General features: G+C 46.2%; 20 protein-coding genes. 13 read left to right on the forward strand and 7 right to left on the reverse strand.

Annotated elements, in window-relative coordinates; all coding sequences use genetic code 11:
• Positions 1-78 precede the first annotated feature (78 nt).
• On the reverse strand, positions 79-720 hold the full coding sequence (locus HWN40_RS08170; RefSeq protein WP_176965272.1) for a PEF-CTERM sorting domain-containing protein: 642 nt from the start codon (positions 718-720) through the stop codon (positions 79-81).
• A gap of 112 nt (positions 721-832) precedes the next feature.
• The gene (locus HWN40_RS08175) at positions 833-1,357 is read right to left on the reverse strand and encodes a VIT1/CCC1 transporter family protein (RefSeq protein WP_176965273.1); all 525 of its coding nucleotides are present in this window, start codon (positions 1,355-1,357) and stop codon (positions 833-835) included.
• A 157-nt stretch (positions 1,358-1,514) separates the two neighbouring features.
• On the opposite strand from HWN40_RS08175, the gene HWN40_RS08180 reads away from it, so the two are divergent.
• From HWN40_RS08180 to HWN40_RS08205, 6 genes are all read left to right on the forward strand, one after another.
• Positions 1,515-2,390 (forward strand): damage-control phosphatase ARMT1 family protein, encoded by an 876-nt coding sequence (locus tag HWN40_RS08180; protein WP_176965274.1) that lies wholly within the window; start codon positions 1,515-1,517, stop codon positions 2,388-2,390.
• A 16-nt stretch (positions 2,391-2,406) separates the two neighbouring features.
• On the forward strand, positions 2,407-2,595 hold the full coding sequence (locus HWN40_RS08185) for a CooT family nickel-binding protein (protein ID WP_176965275.1): 189 nt from the start codon (positions 2,407-2,409) through the stop codon (positions 2,593-2,595).
• A gap of 98 nt (positions 2,596-2,693) precedes the next feature.
• Positions 2,694-3,701, forward strand: a complete 1,008-nt coding sequence (locus HWN40_RS08190; RefSeq protein WP_176965276.1) for a type II glyceraldehyde-3-phosphate dehydrogenase — start codon at positions 2,694-2,696, stop codon at positions 3,699-3,701.
• 16 nt (positions 3,702-3,717) lie between these two features.
• Positions 3,718-4,521 (forward strand): bifunctional fructose-bisphosphatase/inositol-phosphate phosphatase, encoded by an 804-nt coding sequence (locus HWN40_RS08195; RefSeq protein ID WP_176965277.1) that lies wholly within the window; start codon positions 3,718-3,720, stop codon positions 4,519-4,521.
• Position 4,522: 1 nt separating this feature from the next.
• The gene (locus tag HWN40_RS08200; RefSeq protein ID WP_176965278.1) at positions 4,523-5,356 is read left to right on the forward strand and encodes an NAD(+)/NADH kinase; all 834 of its coding nucleotides are present in this window, start codon (positions 4,523-4,525) and stop codon (positions 5,354-5,356) included.
• Between the two features lie 193 nt (positions 5,357-5,549).
• Positions 5,550-6,722 carry a homocitrate synthase family protein gene (locus HWN40_RS08205; RefSeq protein WP_176965279.1) on the forward strand — a complete coding sequence of 391 codons (1,173 nt, stop codon included), beginning with the start codon at positions 5,550-5,552 and terminating at the stop codon, positions 6,720-6,722.
• Here HWN40_RS08205 and HWN40_RS08210 read toward each other — a convergent pair.
• From HWN40_RS08210 to HWN40_RS08220, 3 genes are all read right to left on the reverse strand, one after another.
• Positions 6,719-7,309: a TIGR00288 family NYN domain-containing protein gene (locus HWN40_RS08210; protein ID WP_176965280.1), complete on the reverse strand. Its 591-nt coding sequence runs from the start codon at positions 7,307-7,309 to the stop codon at positions 6,719-6,721. The two genes, HWN40_RS08205 and HWN40_RS08210, sit on opposite strands and share 4 nt — an antisense overlap.
• Before the next feature lie 169 nt (positions 7,310-7,478).
• On the reverse strand, positions 7,479-7,808 hold the full coding sequence (locus HWN40_RS08215; protein ID WP_246275874.1) for a hypothetical protein: 330 nt from the start codon (positions 7,806-7,808) through the stop codon (positions 7,479-7,481).
• 90 nt (positions 7,809-7,898) lie between these two features.
• The gene (locus HWN40_RS08220; protein ID WP_246275875.1) at positions 7,899-8,759 is read right to left on the reverse strand and encodes a rhomboid family intramembrane serine protease; all 861 of its coding nucleotides are present in this window, start codon (positions 8,757-8,759) and stop codon (positions 7,899-7,901) included.
• A gap of 357 nt (positions 8,760-9,116) precedes the next feature.
• Here HWN40_RS08220 and cdhA point away from each other — a divergent pair, with 357 nt between their 5' ends.
• The 7 genes from cdhA (at position 9,117) to HWN40_RS08255 (ending at position 17,515) form a co-directional block, all read left to right on the forward strand.
• Positions 9,117-11,528: a CO dehydrogenase/acetyl-CoA synthase complex subunit alpha gene (gene cdhA / locus HWN40_RS08225; RefSeq protein ID WP_176965282.1), complete on the forward strand. Its 2,412-nt coding sequence runs from the start codon at positions 9,117-9,119 to the stop codon at positions 11,526-11,528.
• Positions 11,529-12,041, forward strand: a complete 513-nt coding sequence (gene cdhB, locus HWN40_RS08230; protein WP_176965283.1) for a CO dehydrogenase/acetyl-CoA synthase complex subunit epsilon — start codon at positions 11,529-11,531, stop codon at positions 12,039-12,041.
• A gap of 28 nt (positions 12,042-12,069) precedes the next feature.
• Positions 12,070-13,485 carry a CO dehydrogenase/CO-methylating acetyl-CoA synthase complex subunit beta gene (gene cdhC, locus HWN40_RS08235; RefSeq protein WP_176965284.1) on the forward strand — a complete coding sequence of 472 codons (1,416 nt, stop codon included), beginning with the start codon at positions 12,070-12,072 and terminating at the stop codon, positions 13,483-13,485.
• A 12-nt stretch (positions 13,486-13,497) separates the two neighbouring features.
• Complete coding sequence (locus HWN40_RS08240; protein ID WP_176965285.1) at positions 13,498-14,250, forward strand: ATP-binding protein; 753 nt, start codon at positions 13,498-13,500, stop codon at positions 14,248-14,250.
• Between the two features lie 23 nt (positions 14,251-14,273).
• Positions 14,274-15,593: a CO dehydrogenase/acetyl-CoA synthase subunit delta gene (gene cdhD, locus HWN40_RS08245; protein WP_176965286.1), complete on the forward strand. Its 1,320-nt coding sequence runs from the start codon at positions 14,274-14,276 to the stop codon at positions 15,591-15,593.
• A 3-nt stretch (positions 15,594-15,596) separates the two neighbouring features.
• Positions 15,597-17,006 (forward strand): acetyl-CoA decarbonylase/synthase complex subunit gamma, encoded by a 1,410-nt coding sequence (acsC, locus tag HWN40_RS08250; RefSeq protein ID WP_176965287.1) that lies wholly within the window; start codon positions 15,597-15,599, stop codon positions 17,004-17,006.
• Between the two features lie 158 nt (positions 17,007-17,164).
• Positions 17,165-17,515, forward strand: a complete 351-nt coding sequence (locus HWN40_RS08255) for a hypothetical protein (protein ID WP_176965288.1) — start codon at positions 17,165-17,167, stop codon at positions 17,513-17,515.
• Between the two features lie 27 nt (positions 17,516-17,542).
• Here HWN40_RS08255 and HWN40_RS08260 read toward each other — a convergent pair whose 3' ends face one another.
• The gene (locus tag HWN40_RS08260) at positions 17,543-17,722 is read right to left on the reverse strand and encodes a hypothetical protein (RefSeq protein ID WP_176965289.1); all 180 of its coding nucleotides are present in this window, start codon (positions 17,720-17,722) and stop codon (positions 17,543-17,545) included.
• A 197-nt stretch (positions 17,723-17,919) separates the two neighbouring features.
• Entirely contained in the window at positions 17,920-18,072 is a 153-nt protein-coding gene (locus tag HWN40_RS08265; protein WP_176965290.1) for a hypothetical protein, read from the reverse strand.
• Between the last annotated feature and the right edge of the window lie 202 nt (positions 18,073-18,274).

Below are 18,274 nucleotides of genomic sequence, written 5' to 3' on the forward strand. Positions count from 1 at the left end.
CGGAAGTAAAAAAATAAATTTGTGGAAAAATAGAACAATGGCTCCTGAGGGAACCAGATAGCAGTTATGTGTTCAAGCTTATCTGTTCCTCCTGACTACGAATGCCAGCCCGACTATAACTAATACTGGTATGGCAATAGTGGGAAACTCAGGAATACTCTCCGGTAAGTTCTCAGCCGGCATTGCAGAGCTTATGGCACCCACAGCATCGATATCAGCACCTTCATACGATTTTCCGGAGCGTGTACTGCCCATGTCAACAAGCCTCACATAAGTATAACCTGTATTGATATTGACATCGGATACTGTGTCTATATCTATGAGCGTTTTCTTGTTGGCTTCTCCAACCTTTATCCAGTTCTCATTATCCTTACTGATGAATACCTCTACTTTTTCTTTTGAGGAGGAGCCGTATTCGAATATACACAGATCAGGATTGTCGTCTCCTGAAGCTATCAGGAGATTATTCGTGAATTTCAAGGTAACGGAACCACCTGATCCCAGAGCTACATATTCATTGTCAGGAGAAGAAAGAGCATTCCCGGGGTCCCCGCCAGTGGCGCCGCCCCTTAAATCATATGAGATTACCTCATCGGCAAATGAAGAGTCACCTTCAGGAAATTCGACACTTTTATACTCAACTGCTCCGGCGCTGCTGACAAGCAGGCCAACGACAAGCAATGCTACGGTTAACTTCAAAACATAACATATTTTTTTCATTTACAATACCACCTTTCTAGATTAAACATAAAAAAAGTTATCCGCATATAAAACTTTCTAAACTAAATTATGCATAAGAAAATAAAATAACAGTTAAAAAATCATCAAGGAATTATTCCAGTCCGAGCAAGGTAACCGCCGCAACGATCAGGATCCCAAGGCCCACCATGCGGACCGAATGAAGGATAAGGCTCTGCCTTGCAAGCTTTCCTGAGAATACACCCAGTATCGACAGCACAATTATACTGAAGATGATAGCAGTTTCAAGCTGGTAGGCATCCAGGAACACAAAAGGCAGAATAGGCACAAGTGAGCCTGCAAAACTGGCACCGCCGTGGAAGAACGAATCACTCCAGATCTTACTTTTGGTCTCCTGTTCCAGTTTGGTGCGTCCCAGACTTCTCATCAGGGGCTTTTCCAGTTCTGCAAGTCTGCCATACTCAACGGCACTTTCCGCAAGATAGGAACCCACACCGTTAGTCAGTGCAAGTGCTACGGCGCCGCCCAGTGCAGCATTAATGACGATTGAAGGGTCGTCCGATACATGGGTTGTTCCGATAACGACTCCCAGAACAGCAAGAATACCGTCTATGCTGCCCAGTATTATATAGCGACCCTGTTCGGTCTTCAGTTTCATATCAAATTTTCCGGAAAATAGTTTTTTATGGTTATTTTATGATAAGCCACTAAACTAGATAAATGTACACACAAAGCTTTTTTAGTTTTTCGGATATTAGCAGGTAAACGTTTATGTATTTCACAGGATACCTTCACAGCTTAAGAGGAATTGATCAATGAAAGTTCACCCACGATGCACATACTGCCTGCTCTCAAGAGTACATATGGAAGCGGAACTGTCAACCGATGATGTTGAGCTCATGCACGAAGCGGTAAGAGGAGGCATAGAAGTTCTCAATAGCATCTACACCCCAGATATGCCCGCTGCTGCCCTCTCAACTCCCATGCACAGAAAAGCATATGAGATACTCAACGACAATGATCCCTACCGGGAAAAGAAAGAGCTGAGCAGCAAAGTTGCAGAGAGGTTCCTTCCCACAATACGCTCATATGTATTCGACGGGGACGGAGATGATATTGCCACGTTCAAGCGTGCGGTACTGGCAGCTGTCATAGGCAATTACTTCGATTACGGAGTAATGGGACTTGAGGTACCCATAGATGTGTTTGATGAGACCTTCAGGGAACACTTCAAACGCGGGCTGGATATAGACGACACCGACAGGATGCTGGACAAACTGGATAATGTGCTTTACTTGGCCGACAACTGTGGGGAGATACTGATCGATACACTTGTCTTTGAAATGATAAGAAAAATGGGCGGGAAAATAACTCTTGTAGTTCGCGGTGCCCCCATACTCAATGATGTAACAATGGAAGAGATAGAACAGTTCGGTATTGAAGATAAGGTTGACAGGGTTCTTACAACGGGTTCCAACGCAATAGGTGTATGTTTTGACGAAGCCCCGGAAGAACTTAAAGAAGCTCTTGATAATGCCTCACTTATAATCAGCAAAGGAATGGCCAATTACGAAACTCTGTCAGAAGAAAATTATAGGCCCATAGTCTATATGTTAAAGGTAAAGTGCGATCCTGTGGGGGAAGATATAGGCGCTCCGATGGGCTGCTCGGTAGCCAAGTTACTTGAATAAAAAGGAGAAAGATAGAATGTGTGAATTAAATGCGATACTGGTAAAGGGAGATGAGCGTAAAACTGTTATGGAATCCGTCACAAAGATGGTTGTGGAGGGGGATTCTATCCTGCTTTATGGTATGCTCGGAGAAAAAGAGACCGTAGAGGGTTCAATAAAAGAGGTCGATTTTTCGAAAGGGGAAACTATAATACTTGGAAAATAGTATACAGGACGAAAAAGTTTGTAAATTGGTTTACTGATCCTGTATTGTTTTCATTCAAACGGCAATCGGAATTTCAGATCAAACGGAAGGGACAATAGATGTCAAAGGTAAAAGTCGCGATAAACGGTTACGGTACAATAGGTAAAAGAGTGGCAGATGCTGTCAGCCTGCAGGATGACATGGAAATAGTAGGAGTTTCCAAGACCAGGCCTAACTTCGAAGCATCCATCGCAGTCGACAAGGGCTATGCGGTATACGCACCTGCAGAAAAGGTGGATTCAATGAAAAAGGGCGGAATATCTGCCGCAGGTACCGTTGAAGACATGGTGGAGAGTGCGGATATTGTTGTGGACTGTACTCCCGGTGGCATAGGGGAGAAGAACAAACCACTCTATGAGAAGGCAGGGGTCAAGGCTATCTGGCAGGGTGGCGAGGACCACGAGCTTGCAGGTGTTTCATTCAACGCATCCGCCAACTACGAAGAAGCTCTTGGTGAAGACTTCGTAAGGGTCGTCTCCTGTAACACAACAGGTCTTTCCAGGGTGATCTACCCTGTGGACCAGGAATATGGAGTAAAGAAGGTCAGGGTCACACTTATGAGAAGGGCAGCGGACCCCAATGATGTTAAGAAGGGACCGATCAACGCGATCGTACCAAACCCTATAACCCTGCCATCACACCACGGTCCGGACATCAAGACCGTTATGCCACACATAGACATTGCAACCACCGCAGTCAAGCTTCCGACAACATTGATGCACGTGCACACGGTGAACATGGAGCTTGAAAAGGATTGCAGTACGGATGATGTGAAGGAACTGTTCGAGAAGCAGTCCCGTATAATGCTCATCGAAAAAGGAATTGGCTCAACTGCTGAAATAATGGAGCTTGGCAGAGACCTCGGACGTCCAAGAGGAGACATGTGGGAGAACTGTGTCTGGAAGGATTCAGTCACCATGTATGAAGGCGAACTCTACTTCTTCCAGGGAATCCACCAGGAATCAATCGTGATTCCTGACAATGTCGATGCTATCCGTGCCATGATGGAACTTGAGAGCGATGGCGCAAAATCCATAGCAAAGACAAACAAGACAATGGGTATCTGATACCCATACTTTTTTTATGCCGCAAAATGGTTACTTTCTTGAACTCAGTAACAGGATAGCGGATGCTGTCTATGAAAGAATAAAGGATATTGTCGGGACCTTCAATGCAAATGACGTGGTGTATATGGGTGCCGACGGTACTCCCACTAAGCTGATAGATGACATATCCGAGAAAGTTATACTGGATGTGCTTGAAAAGGAAGGACGGTCTGTCAGGGTACTCAGTGAGGAATGCGGCGAGAAACTAATAGGCAGTTATCCTGAATTCACCATAATCGTTGACCCCATAGACGGAACCTACAATGCATCCTTCGGGATTCCCTTCTACAGCATATCCCTTGCAATATCAACCAACGGTCCGAAGGACATATGTTTCGGATATGTCAGAAACCTCGCAACAGGAGATACATTCCATGCTGTGAGGGGGAAAGGGGCATTCCTAAATAATCAGAGAATACAAATATCCGGTAGAGAAGAAATTAACAAGTTATGTATAAGTGTCTATGGTTACAGGCCCCACATAGAAGCAACCGCTATACTTTGCAGGAATGTCAGAAGAATCAGGGTCCTGGGAAGCGTTGCACTTGAACTTTGTTATGTCGCAGCCGGGAAGTTTGACGCATTTGTCGATGTCAGGGGATCCCTGCGTTTGACGGACGTAGCTGCAGGAAAGCTGATGGTCGAAGAGGCAGGAGGAAAAGTTACCGACAGCCTTGGTGAGCCTCTTGAGCTTGAAGACAGTATCCTTAACAGAGTATACATGGTAGCTTCCAACGGACATGTGCACGAAACAATATTAAACATTTCAAAGGAAGATTAAGATGAGGGTTGAAAAGATAGGCATTGTATCACGCTTTGATAACCAGGAAGCCCTGGATATGGTCAAAAATATCATGGAGGCTTTTGAGGACAAAGTCGACATCGTCCTGTCCCCGGGAACCGCACAGCACCTTGATATAGATGATAAGTGCATGCCTGTGGAAGATATGCGTGATGCGGGTGTGGAGCTCATTGTGTCCGTGGGAGGCGACGGTACAGTACTTCGCAGCATTTCCAAGATGGAAGACCCTCTGCCCACCCTTGGGATCAACCTGGGAACCCTGGGTTTCCTTGTTGATGTACAGCCGGAGGATGCCCTCACAGCCATAAACGATGTACTGAAAGGGTTTACCTACACAGAACGCAGCAGGCTCGGAGTTTATCTTAATGGGAGAGCGCTGCTTCCTGCAACCAACGAGGTTGTGCTTATCACCGCAAGACCTGCAAAGATACTTACCTTCAGGGTATCCGTGGATGACTCAATGATCGAGGAACTGCGTGCCGATGGTGTTGTTTTCGCAACCCCTACAGGATCCACAGCCTATGCGATGAGTGCGGGCGGACCAATAGTTGATCCCAGGGTCGATGCATCATTGATCGTACCCCTTGCACCGTTCAAGCTTTCAGCACGCCCGTGGGTCGTACCTGCAAGCAGCAGGATATCGGTGGAAATGTTAATTCCCGAAAAGGAAGCTGCCATCGTAATCGATGGTCAGCACTCTTACAACATCAAGGCCAGTGACAGGGTCGTTCTTACCAAAGCACAGAATCCTGCAAGATTTGTCAGCAGTTCAATCAATGGTTTTTACGAAAAGGTCCAGAGCAAACTTTCATAGATGGCCGGGTCAGGGCGCAACCGGACATAAATGCTTGAATTCCTCAATTCTGACCGGAACTTGCAGTCAGCTGCCTTTTACTTCCTAAATAAAGATTACTGTTTGGCGACAGGCTTTTAACGGAAAAGAAGGCTAAAAAACCTAAAATTTATATTCAGTATTGGGGATTTCGTCGTCTACAGGAATTGAGAATATGTCAGAAGTCGAAGCTTATTCAAGGAACAAACTCATCGATTATCTTAACCTGCCACCACTTGATATCGAAATATGTGATGTCACCCTGAGAGATGGTGAGCAGACACCCGGAGTTGTGTTCACAAGAGATGAGAAGATAGCACTTGCAACTGAACTCGACAATGTAGGGGTTGAGATTATCGAAGCCGGGTTCCCGGTGGTGTCACCTGCTGAAAAAGATATTGTCAAAGAAATCTCCAATATGGGACTCAATGCAAAGACATGCTGTCTTGCACGCTCAAAGATCAGTGATGTGGAGACAGCGGTTGATTGTGATGTTGATTTTATCAGTATTTTCATCGCTATGTCAGATCTCCATCTCAAGCACAAATATCACAAAAGCTACGACGAGATGTTCACGTCCGCAATGAGCGCTATTGAGTATGCCAAGGATCATGGAGTTGGTGTAAGGTTTGCTGCGGAAGATGGTACAAGGACCGATGTTGATGTCCTGAAGAAAGCTTTTGTTGCCGCAGAGGATTATAAGGTGGATTATGTGAGTATCGCAGACACTATCGGTATACTCAATCCGAGCACAGCATATTATCTTGTGAGCGAGATCAAAAAAGTGGTGCACACTCCGATATGTATACACTGTCACAACGATCTCGGACTTGCCACCGCAAACACACTGGCTGCCGCGGAAGCAGGTGCAAAACAGCTCCATACCACAGTCAATGCGATCGGTGAGAGGGCAGGCAATGCATCCCTTGAGGAACTGCTTGTTGCACTGAGGGTCCAGTACGGCATCGAAAGATACGATACTACCAGACTGACGAAACTCTCAAAGATGGTCAACGAATTCTCTGGAATCAAACCTGCAATTAACAAGGCCATCGTGGGCGAGCATACATTCTCACATGAGTCCGGCATACATGTGTGTGCAATCCTTGAAGAACCCAGGACCTATGAGCTCTTCAGTCCGGAAATGGTCGGAGGAGAGCGCCACCTCATAGTAGGCAAACATACGGGAATGAAGGCTCTGAAGGGTATTGTAAAAAGTATGGGTTATGAACTCGAAAAAGAGCAACTCTGTGTACTGCTCGACAAAATAAAGAACTGTACGGAAGCAAAGAAGGGAATACCCCCGTCCAGGCTTGATGAAATGGTTGCGGACCTTTCCCGGAACTAGTAATCCATCATAGCATCTTTTTTTCTGCGCGATCCGGGAACGATGTCATCATCGATATCCTCATCCCGACTTTTGCTTTCTGTGAGATATTCTTCGTAATAGTTCATCTGATCGTTCTCAAGGACTATCACATAATCCGCAGAATTTCGCAATGCTGTTGAGAATCCGGGCTCCACACCGAATATGATGGTCTCTTTGCCGTGTTCGTTCGCCTTGTTCAGCAGTGGCTTGAAATCCGCATCCCGTGTCACCAGTGCCAGAGTGTCAATGGTGGGATTGCACACAAGTTCCATTCCTTCCACCGCAAGCCGGACATCCACATCACTTGAACATATGATCGGCTCAAAACCATTGTTCTCAATGGCTTCGACAAGTTTATCCGATGCATATTGATTCAAAAAAACCCTGCCGATCTTTACATTTCCGTATTCTTTAAGAACATCCCTTATCTCTTCGAGATTCACATTGAACTCTTTACGGAGTACATTCGGACCGTCAACAAGCAGGCCTATGCTGCGTCTGCCAGTTTCCTTCTTTGTACTAAGGTACTTGACAATGGAGTTCAGTCCGGTTTTAACGTTGGCCATGATACCTCTCTATAATGATAATAACTGTTATAATGCTTACACGCAACCCTGAAGTTGCAATTACACATGCTATATATTTACTATAGACAATATAATAACGTGTAAATGTTTGACAATGATAGCATATAATCCTTACTAAAAGTTTACATAAATGCAAACTCTGTCCGTCTTACAGAATATCTGCAAGTAGTTTTTCCTTCACACTAACTTCAGGAACAGAATCCTTTTCCAGCCTGAAATAGTTAACCAGTCTCCCGCCATTCTTAATTCTGGTGTAACGGATTTCACCGCCATGTTTTATAAACATATCCACTACCTCCTCAAACTGGGACCTCTCCATCTCGGACAGCTCTATAAGGCTCTCCCCGTCGGATAACCAGTTGTAGACTCTGAGCACGGTTACCTCCCGTACCCTTTTAAGGTCCTCTGTATCCTTGAAATCATCCACATAGACCGAGCGCTTCAGACCCGGAGACCAGCCTGCAAGTTTTTTCTGCATATCAATTAAATGGACCGGAATCTCCTCATTCTCCTTTGGTCGCGGAAAAAAACGTTTGAGATGGCTTATATCCTTCTCAGACAGGAGCAATCACCTTCTATAGTAGCTATTAGGATTGTTCCATATATTTCTCTTATTCTGCTGGCGTATCCTGTAGCCCATGAACAGGCCCACCACAATACCAAACAGGTGAGCAGTATGTGCAACCATGTCGTTTGATCCCAGGAATAGGAAATCAACCAGCGCAAAGAGCACCAGAGCATGCCATATCTTCATGGGAATGAAATATACATATACCTTTATTTCAGGAGCTATCACCGCAAGTGCGGCAAACACACCAAGTATGGCACCGCTAGCCCCCACAACAGGTTCACTGCTCGTGAGGGAATAACCAAGAGCCGCTATTATACCCGATGCAAAGAACACACCCAGGAACGCACCTTTACCCGCTCTTCTTTCAAGTTCGGGTCCGAAGAAGAAGAGGACCAGCATGTTGAAGAAGAGATGGAAGAAGCCCACATGCAGGAACATATGAGTGATCAGCGTCCAGGGACGGGCAAATACCATACCGGGAACCAGCATCAGAGCCTCAAAGTAGCCAGGTATCACCTGCAATATAAATGATATTACACAGATAACTATTATAGCCATTGAAGGGCTGCTTTTCATTGAATACTTTATATTGGACCCTACACCCCTTACTGCACTTTTCGCAGCATACTTTGCAGTATCCTTGAACATATCCTTGAGAACATCGTCTGCCTCAGGCATGGTGCGGGTATTGGCATTTCTACCGGGAGAGCCGCGTTCCTTTACAAACTCCAGGCCTTCACATGCATGTTGTTCCGGGAGTCGGTGTCGGGAGCAGAACACTTTCCCACAAAAGCGGCATTGGAAAGGGATGTATTCTTCCCTGCCGCATATCCAGCATTTTTTGTCCAAAACATTCACCGTGTTAAAATATTCAGTCCCAATAAGGTTCGCATCAAATAAAACTATTTCCGGGGAACAGCCTGTGTGTCATGTATTATCAAGAATAATCATTAAAGATATAGGAAAGCTTATATGTGAAAATTGCTTATCACATTTCTACCAAAAAAACCATTGACATATATTTTTTTCCATATGTGGAACTATAAAACTCTATCACATATAATCGTGATAAATCCGGAAACTTTTTTATATGGGATTGTTGTATTAGAACACCCGGAATACAGTTTCAAATTTATTACGGCTTGAAAAGAAAATAAGACTTCTTAATACGATTTTGTTTTTTAGTAATACACCTAAAGGAGGATAAGATACAAAATGAGCGATACACCAACTGGACAGATTTCCATTGATGATCTGGAAAATGTCCAGATCACAATCGGCAAAATAGTAGGTGCCATAGAGAAAAAAGCGGAGGAAGAAGGCATTGACCTTGGTCCTACTCCAAAGCCCGGGATCTCCGGCCTCAGAGACTGGGACTACAAGATACTTTCCCGCTACCAGCCGGTTTACACCCCGGTATGTGACCAGTGTTGTTACTGTACCTTTGGTAAATGTGACCTGACCGGTAACAAGGAAGGTGCCTGTGGTATCAACATGGAAGCACACCAGGCACGTGAGACACTTCTCAGGGTAATCACCGGTACAGCAGCCCACTCAGCACACGGACGCCACATACTTCATCATCTTATTGATAAATACGGACGCGACAAGCCAATAGATGTTGGTCCTTCAAACCTCATTGCACCGAACACCCAGGCAGTAACAGGCATCAAACCCGAAACCCTTGGAGACCTGGAAGAGGTTATGGACTATGTAGAAGAGCAGGTCAACCAGCTGCTTGCTACCATACATGCAGGACAGGAAGGAGCAGCCATTGACTTTGAATCAAAGATCCTTCACGGCGGAATGCTTGACCACGTTGGTATGGAAGTATCCGACCTTGCCCAGATGTCATGTCTCGGAATGCCAAAGGCAGAAACAGACACACCACTTGTGGAGATAGGAATGGGATGCATCGATGCTAGCAAGCCGGTACTCCTTGTTATCGGACACAACGTATCCGGTGTGACCTATATCATGGACTACATCCATGAACACGGACTCGAAGACAAGATAGAGCTTGGCGGTCTCTGCTGTACTGCTATTGACATGACACGTTATCAGGTTGAGAATGGCGGCGAGCCAAGAGCCAAGGTCATCGGTACACTTGCAAAGGAACTCAAGATGATAAGATCAGGTGTTCCTGATGTGATCGTTGTTGACGAGCAGTGTGTCAGGGCCGATGTCCTTGATGAAGCACAGAAGCTCTCAATCCCTGTTATCACTACAAATGAGAAGATCATGTACGGCCTGAAGAACAGGTCAAATGACAGTGCCGCAGATATTATAGAAGACCTTTCAAGCGGAAAGGAACCCGGAGCACTTATCCTTGACTTCGATACGCTTGGAGAGGTTGCCCCTGAGCTCACCATGAAAATGGCAAAGATACGTGATGAGAAGGGTATCAAGGCACTTCCAAGCGACGAGGAGCTTCAGGAACTTTCGGCAAAATGTGTCCAGTGTGGCGCATGTGAACTGGACTGTCCCGCAAACCTTCCGATCATGTCAGCCATGACGGCAGGTGCTGCCAGCGACTTCACACAGTTCGAGTACCTGCATGACCTGTGTGTCGGATGTGGAAGATGTGACCAGGCATGTCCGAAGGACCTACCTGTTCTCAACATGATCGAACAGGCATCCAGGAAACTTATCGGTGAGGAGAGGGGACTTGTGCGTGCCGGAAGAGGTCAGATCAGTGATCCTGAGATCCGTGAGGAAGGTGTCAACCTCGTACTCGGAACAACACCCGGTATCATCGCAATGGTCGGATGTTCCAACTATCCTGGCGGTACAAAGGACCTCTACAAGGTAGCAGACGAGATGCTCAAGAGGAACTATATCGTTGTAATGTCCGGATGCTCCGCAATGGACCTCGGCATGTACAAGAACGACGACGGTGAAACCCTCTATGAGAAATATCCCGCCAAGTTCCTTGCAGGAAACCTCATAAATGTAGGATCATGTGTCTCCAACTCACACATAACAGGAACAGCCATCAAAGTAGCTGCAATTTTTGCACAGAGGAATGTTTCCGGTAACTACGAGGAGATCGCTGACTACATCACAAACCGTATCGGTGCCGTAGGTGTCGCATGGGGAGCATATTCCCAGAAGGCGATTGCCATCGGATCCGGATGTAACAGGCTCGGAATTCCCGTAATCGTCGGACCACACGGTTCAAAATACAGAAGAGCACTCATTGGTAAGCCATATGATGAGGAAGCATGGAAGGTCTATGATGCAAGAGACGGATCCGAGATGCCAATCCCGGCTTCACCTGAATTCCTGCTCACAACCGCGGAATCAATCGAGGAACTCTTCCCGATGCTTGCAAAGAACTGTATCCGCCCGTCCGACAATAGCATGGGAAGGATGATCAAGCTGACCCATTACATGGAGCTCAGCCAGAAGTATCTTGGCCACATGCCAGAGGACTGGTACAAGTTCGTAAGGACAGAGACCGATCTGCCTCTTGCAAAGCGTGAGGAGCTGCTCAAGATCCTTGAGAAGGATCATGGATGGGAGATCGACTGGAAGCGTAAGAAGATCCTTTCAGGACCGACCATGAAAGCGGATGTTTCCGCCCAGCCTACAAATGTAAAGAGACTCTGCAAGGGGGAATGCTAAATGGTGGAAACAACCAAGAACACACAGATCTACACCACATGGGGCAGGAAAACGGCAAAGCCTGTCAAGCCTGCTGTGGCAGGCAAGATGGTCTCAAAGGCAAAGAGACCACTTCTTGTAATAGGATCAGAGATCGTCGGTGACGAGAAACTCACCGACAGAATAGTAGCGATTGCCAAGAAGGGTGTACCGGTTGCAGCAACCGGACACTCCATAACTGCTTTTAATGGTAAGGACATAGGTGCAAAGTACATCAATGTCCACTCACTGGCACATTTCCTCGGAGATGAGAAGTGGGGCGGCCTTGACGGAAAAGGACCATATGATACTATAGTATTCCTCGGACACAAGAAGTATTATCTTGACCAGGTATTATCAGGTCTCAAGAACTTCACCGATCTGAAGACACTCACCCTTGAAAGACATTTCATGCAGAATGCTACATTGTCTTTCGGAAACATTAAACCCGAGGTTCAGATCGAAGCGCTTGACGAATTTATAGAGAACTTATAATGAATGCTTACAATACGGAGAACTAATCATGGCAGATGAATTTCCTTTTGAGATATCTCCTATGTTTGAAGGAGAGAGGATTAGAAAAGACGGTATGTACGCAGAACTTGCAGGTCCCAAATCCAAGGGATTCGAACTTGTAAGGGCAGCAGAGATGGACGAGGTCGAGGACGGTAAGTTCACACTGATCGGTCCTGACATCTCGGACATGGAAGAAGGTTCCAGATATCCTCTTGCAATGATCTACAAGATCGCAGGAGAGCTTGTGGAAGCTGACCTTGAGTCCATTGTGGAAAGAAGGAACCACGAATTCCAGAACTACATACAGGGTTTCATGCACCTGAACCAGAGAGACGACGTCTGGATGAGGGTCAGCAAGGAAGCAGTGGAAAAAGGTCTTACTTCCTTCGAATCCGTTGCAAAGGCAATCATGATGCTCTTCAAGAACGAACTTCCGTTCATAGAGTCCGTGGAAGCCATCTATATCACAGATATGGACGAGATCGAGAAAGAAGTTGACAACGCAAGAGCAGTCTACAAAGCAAGAGATGACAGAACCCGTGACCTTCACGATGAAGATGTCGACACATTCTACGGATGTACCCTCTGTGCATCATTCGCTCCTACAAACGTCTGTGTTGTCACACCTGACAGGATATCACTTTGTGGTGCTATCAACTGGTTTGACGGCAGGGCGGCAGCAAAGGTAGACCCCGAAGGTCCCCAGTTCGCAATTCCAAAGGGAGATGTCATTGACGACGAATCCGGAGAATACACCGGTGTCAATGAAGCTGCCAAGAGGCTCTCCAGCGGTGAATATGACCGTATTAAGTTGCATTCATTTTTCGAGTACCCACACACATCCTGCGGATGTTTCGAGGTAGTGGGATTCTATATTCCTGAGGTTGACGGTATCGGCTGGATCGACAGGGATTTCGCAGGAACAGCACCAAACGGCCTGCAGTTCTCAACCATGGCAGGACAGACTGGCGGAGGTAAGCAGGTCGTAGGTTTCCTTGGTGTGGGTGTCAACTACTTCCGTTCACCAAAGTTCATCCAGTCCGATGGTGGCTGGGACAGGGTCGTATGGATGCCGAAGATGCTCAAGGACAAGGTAGCAAACGACATTCCGGAAGACATCCGCGACAAGATCGCAACCGAAGAGGATGCAACGGATGTCGACAGCCTCAGAACCTTCCTCAAGAACAAGGACCACCCCATACTTGAAAGGTGGGTAGAAGAAGAGGAAGAAGCACCTGAAGAGGAAGAAGAGACTGAAGCAGCAGCTCCACAGGGAGGATTCGCTGCTCCACAGATGCAGATGCCTGCTAACTTCACCCCGACCATGCCAATGATGGGTGGCGGCGGATCCGGCGGTGTAAAGGTTATATTGAAGAATGCCAAGGTCAGCATCGACAAGATAATCATTAAAAAGCAGGACTAAGAGAGGTTTTCTGTGGCTAAGATTATTGCAGTGACAGGTAAAGGCGGAACAGGGAAGACTGCAACCACCAGTCTTCTCATTCGCCACCTTACAAGAGGTGACAAGGTGGTCCTTGCGGTTGATGCGGACCCCGATACAAACCTCCCGGAAACACTCGGATGCGAAACCAGCAAGACGATCGGCGATATCAAGGAATACATGCACGATGAGCGTGACAACCTTCCGCCTGACATCAACAAGGAATCCATACTCGAAGGAAAGCTCTATGAGATACTTGAAGAGATGCCGGGATATGACCTGCTGGTCATGGGAAGACCCGAAGGTTCAGGTTGTTACTGTTATGTCAACAACCTGCTTCGCGGAATCATGGACAAGCTTGTAAGCAACTATGATGTACTCATTATAGATGCCGAGGCCGGGCTGGAACATTTCAGCAGGAAGATATTCAGAAATGTGGATGACCTCATCGTTGTCACCGACGGCTCACGCAGAGGTCTGAGAACTGCTGAGAGGATCCGGGAACTTGTTGGTGAGCTTGAAACAGATATATCTAACATCTACGTTATTGCAAACAAGGTCACAGATGCAAACCGTGAGAGGATCTCCGGTACTGCTGAAGAACTCGGTCTTGAACTTATAGGAATGATCCCCGTTGACGACATGATTGTGGAAAGAGATCTTGCCGGGGAACCATTATTTGATCTTCCGGACGAATCTGTTGCAGTACAGGAAGTGGAGAAGATCGCTCAGAAACTTGGTTTGTAAAAATATCATAAGGTGGAATGCACATGACAAAGAAAATGAAATTATCACAGATCAGTGATCTGTTGCAGGACCTCGATGTGGAGTCACTCGAAGGTGTGACCATTGAAGGTGACATCGAACTCAACATCTCAGGAGGCGGAGGACTTAATCCTGCACTGGCCTATGCACTGGGACAAGAAATATCCCAGATTTCCCTGCACATGGCAAACATAGGAAGGATACTGGGATTCCCTGCAGATCAATTGTTCGCATCTGCTTTCGGAATGGCCGAGACACCACAGGAACTTCAGCCATCCCCGAGAATACAGGAACTCCTTGCTTCAAAATTCGAGGTTACAAAGGAAGAGAGCTGGAAGAACCAGATCCAGGAAGTTACACTTGGCGCAAGTTCAGGAGACGGTGGCTCAAGGAAGAGTACTGTTACCCTAGGTGGAGAGAACGCACTGCCGTATTATTTCGATGCGGAGATGCCACACAGGAACCACGTTACACTTGACGTTTTCGACATGCCGATAGGTATGGCAAAGTCTGTAAAGGTCAACTATGAAGATGTTATGAACGACCCTGCCGAATGGGCAAAGAAGGCAGTACGTGAGTTCAATGCGGATATGGTAACAATTCACCTCATATCAACAGACCCGCTTATCAATGATACACCCGCAAGGGAAGCTGCAAAGGTAGTTGAAGACGTACTTCAGGCAGTTGACGTACCCATCGTTATCGGAGGATCAGGTAACCCTGACAAGGACCCTGAGGTACTTGAGAAGGCTGCAGAGGTTGCAGAGGGCGAAAGAGTTCTGCTCGCATCAGCCAGCCTGAACCTTGACTACGAGAGAATAGCAAAGGCTGCAATCGATTACGGACATGTGGTCCTTTCCTGGACACAGCTTGAGATCAACGCCCAGAAGGAACTCAACAGGAAGCTTATGAAACAGTGCAACCTGCCCAGGGAAAGTCTGGTCATGGACCCGACAACAGCAGCGCTGGGATATGGTCTTGACTATGCGTACACCAACATGGAGCGTATAAGACTTGCAGGTCTTATGGGCGACGACGAACTCACATTCCCGATGTCATCCGGTACCACCAACGCATGGGGTGCCCGTGAGGCATGGATGGTCTCATCCCCGCTCAACCAGGACTCTGACTGGGGACCAAGGGAGTACCGTGGACCGATCTGGGAGATCGTCACAGGTCTTACACTCTCACTTGCAGGTAACGATATGTTCATGATGATGCACCCGACATCCGTACAGGTGCTCAAGGAAATAACACAGACACTCTACGGCTCCATCGAGTCCGAAGAGATTGATATCACCAACTGGATCGGAGCGGAGGTGTAATAGATGAAGATCAACAGCCCACTTGAAGCTTACAAGTACCTGCCAGGAACAAACTGTGGCGAATGTGGCGAGCAGACCTGTATGGCCTTTGCAGCGCACCTTATCGACAGGTCAAAGGACCTCACAGAATGTACACCAATCCTCGAGGACAAGTTCAAAAAGAAGTATGAAGAACTTGATGCACTTCTTGCTCCCGAGATAAGGGAAGTCGAGATAGGTGTCGGTGAGAATGTCGTGAAGATCGGCGGAGACGATGTACTCTACAGACACAAGCTCACATTCTTCAACCAGAACGCACTCGCATACGATGTATGGGACACCATGGATGAGAAGGATCTTGTGGAGAGAGTGAAATACATCCAGGACTTCAAGAAGTTCTATGTCGGAAATTTCCTCACAGTGGATATGATAGCCATACGTTCCACATCCGATGACCCGAAAAAATTTGCCGCTGCCGTCAAGAAGGTTATGGAAACAACCGATCTGCCACTTGTTCTCTGTTCATTCAATCCTGAAGTGCTAAGAGCAGGTCTTGAGGTTGCCAAAGATATCAATCCACTTCTTTACGCAGCAAACAAGGACAACTGGAAGGAAATTGCAGACCTTGTTCTGGAATATGATGTACCTGTAACACTCTTTGCACCTGATGACCTTGATCTTCTCAAGTCCATGGCAAAGACCTTTGCCGAGATGGGTACAGAGAAACTCGTACTCGACCCCGGAACATTCCCGACAGGCGAGCGTCTCAGAAAGACCTTCAACAACTTTATCAAGGTACGCAGGGCCGGTATCGAGGGTGATCGCGAGATCGCATATCCGATCATGGCCGTGCCTTTCACAGCGTGGATGGCACATGACGATCCCGTAAGTGCATCCTACTGGGAAACCGTGGTGGCTTCAGTATTCACTGTAAAATACGGTGATATTATGATACTCCACAGCACAGAGCCATATGCAATGCTGCCGGAGTTGCACATCCGTGACACCATCTACACTGATCCGAGAAAGCCTGTGACTGTTGATCCGGGTATGTATGAGGTAGGGGAACCAACAAAGGATTCACCTGTACTTGTCACAACCAACTTCGCTCTTACATACTACACTGTAGAGAGTGACATATCATCCAATAAGATCGACTGTTACCTCTGGGCGATAGATACAGAAGGTATCGGTGTGGAGGCAGCGGTTGCAGGCGGACAGCTCACTGCCGATAAGATCAAGAAAGGAATCGAGGAATCCGGTTTCGATCTGAAGAAGGACACATCACACAACACCATAGTTCTCCCGGGACTTGCAGCACGCCTGCAGGGTGATGTTGAGGATGCCACAGGTGCCAATGTGCTGATCGGTCCTGCGGATTCCGGAAGGATTCCAGGATGGATGGAAAAGAACTGGCCACCAGAGAAGAAATAACTCTGTTTGAAAACTGGTTTTCCGTGCAGCTCTGCACGGAATTCCTTCTCTTTTAATAAACATGCAGGAGATCCCAACCCTTAAAATATAGTTGCGGACTGCAAAGTTAAATCATAAGATTATTATATCTCATATCCGATTCTAATGTGTGGAAAAGCATGGAAACTATCATAAGAAAACCCGACAGCCTTGAGATAACAAAGGACGGAAAACACTGTACCATAATAGGAGATGTGGAAGACGTCAGTGACGAGTATATCTTAACGCTTGCTGAGTGGGCCACAAACCTGTGGGACTATGATAGGATAAGCATGTGGAAAAAATCCGATTCCATGGAACCAGGTTATTTTATCCGCAACAGTGAAAAGGGGAAGTACAAACTACACGTACTTGATCATGAGCAGCTTGAGGACCTTTTTGGCGCATCCCACAAGGACAGTCCGAAGAGACTGCATGACTGGGAGAAAAAGGAACTTGTGGCTTACGTGGATTGGTTAATCAATAAATAAATCCCACACTTCAAAAATAAGTGGAATTTAAAAGCCACAGTCGTCGACCATGATTTCAGGATGGGTATCCTTTGTAAGATCAGCCCTGACCTTTGATTCAAGATATTTCAGGTATTCGCATTTACCTGTTTTCCTGAAAATTATGCAATCGCTGCAATAGGTCTTTTTGTTCTCTTCCGAATATCCGATGGTTTCTATTATACACATGTTCCCACTCTGTCATTTTTAACTGTAATTGTGACCATATCCTTTGCAGAAGTTATCCTTCCACAGCATTTACAATAGTAAAAGACATTCGAACCCAAGAGCTGTCGTTTTAGTTCCGTATTGCAATGCTCACAAGATACACTAACATTTTTACTCACAATTATCACTCCCGATAAGTGAAGCATTACCCCAATCCGTTATTTTGCGGCAATCCCACCGATCATGAATCTGATCAGTTCAAGATCTTCCGCATCAACGGATTTATTGTACCTACCCTTTACAATATATTTAATGTCATTATCTGTTTTTGTATCAGTATATGACTGTACATACTTTTTAATGTTTCGCATATTTCTTTCTCCTTTCTCTTTACTTCAGATGCAGAATTCATCAGAGAACATATAGATTTGATGTAAATAATAGATATATTCTACAAGAATCTATATAGTATATATACAAACATACCACCACTTCGATACAAGCGGACGATTTATTGAAAATTTTAGGCATCCCAAAACTTTAAATCCTAAGCAACATTTACACAAGTAATAA

The sequence above is a fragment of the Methanolobus zinderi genome (assembly GCF_013388255.1).
In the GTDB taxonomy this organism is placed as follows: Archaea; Halobacteriota; Methanosarcinia; order Methanosarcinales; family Methanosarcinaceae; genus Methanolobus; species Methanolobus zinderi.

Coding starts and splice junctions, on each gene's coding strand:
- HWN40_RS08170 (WP_176965272.1), bottom strand. CDS start 720: ATGAAAAAAATATGTTATGTTTTGAAGTTAACCGTAGCATTGCTTGTC.
- HWN40_RS08175 (WP_176965273.1), bottom strand. CDS start 1,357: ATGAAACTGAAGACCGAACAGGGTCGCTATATAATACTGGGCAGCATA.
- HWN40_RS08180 (WP_176965274.1), top strand. CDS start 1,515: ATGAAAGTTCACCCACGATGCACATACTGCCTGCTCTCAAGAGTACAT.
- HWN40_RS08185 (WP_176965275.1), top strand. CDS start 2,407: ATGTGTGAATTAAATGCGATACTGGTAAAGGGAGATGAGCGTAAAACT.
- HWN40_RS08190 (WP_176965276.1), top strand. CDS start 2,694: ATGTCAAAGGTAAAAGTCGCGATAAACGGTTACGGTACAATAGGTAAA.
- HWN40_RS08195 (WP_176965277.1), top strand. CDS start 3,718: ATGCCGCAAAATGGTTACTTTCTTGAACTCAGTAACAGGATAGCGGAT.
- HWN40_RS08200 (WP_176965278.1), top strand. CDS start 4,523: ATGAGGGTTGAAAAGATAGGCATTGTATCACGCTTTGATAACCAGGAA.
- HWN40_RS08205 (WP_176965279.1), top strand. CDS start 5,550: ATGTCAGAAGTCGAAGCTTATTCAAGGAACAAACTCATCGATTATCTT.
- HWN40_RS08210 (WP_176965280.1), bottom strand. CDS start 7,309: ATGGCCAACGTTAAAACCGGACTGAACTCCATTGTCAAGTACCTTAGT.
- HWN40_RS08215 (WP_246275874.1), bottom strand. CDS start 7,808: ATGCAGAAAAAACTTGCAGGCTGGTCTCCGGGTCTGAAGCGCTCGGTC.
- cdhA (WP_176965282.1), top strand. CDS start 9,117: ATGAGCGATACACCAACTGGACAGATTTCCATTGATGATCTGGAAAAT.
- cdhB (WP_176965283.1), top strand. CDS start 11,529: ATGGTGGAAACAACCAAGAACACACAGATCTACACCACATGGGGCAGG.
- cdhC (WP_176965284.1), top strand. CDS start 12,070: ATGGCAGATGAATTTCCTTTTGAGATATCTCCTATGTTTGAAGGAGAG.
- cdhD (WP_176965286.1), top strand. CDS start 14,274: ATGACAAAGAAAATGAAATTATCACAGATCAGTGATCTGTTGCAGGAC.
- acsC (WP_176965287.1), top strand. CDS start 15,597: ATGAAGATCAACAGCCCACTTGAAGCTTACAAGTACCTGCCAGGAACA.
- HWN40_RS08255 (WP_176965288.1), top strand. CDS start 17,165: ATGGAAACTATCATAAGAAAACCCGACAGCCTTGAGATAACAAAGGAC.
- HWN40_RS08260 (WP_176965289.1), bottom strand. CDS start 17,722: ATGTGTATAATAGAAACCATCGGATATTCGGAAGAGAACAAAAAGACC.
- HWN40_RS08265 (WP_176965290.1), bottom strand. CDS start 18,072: ATGCGAAACATTAAAAAGTATGTACAGTCATATACTGATACAAAAACA.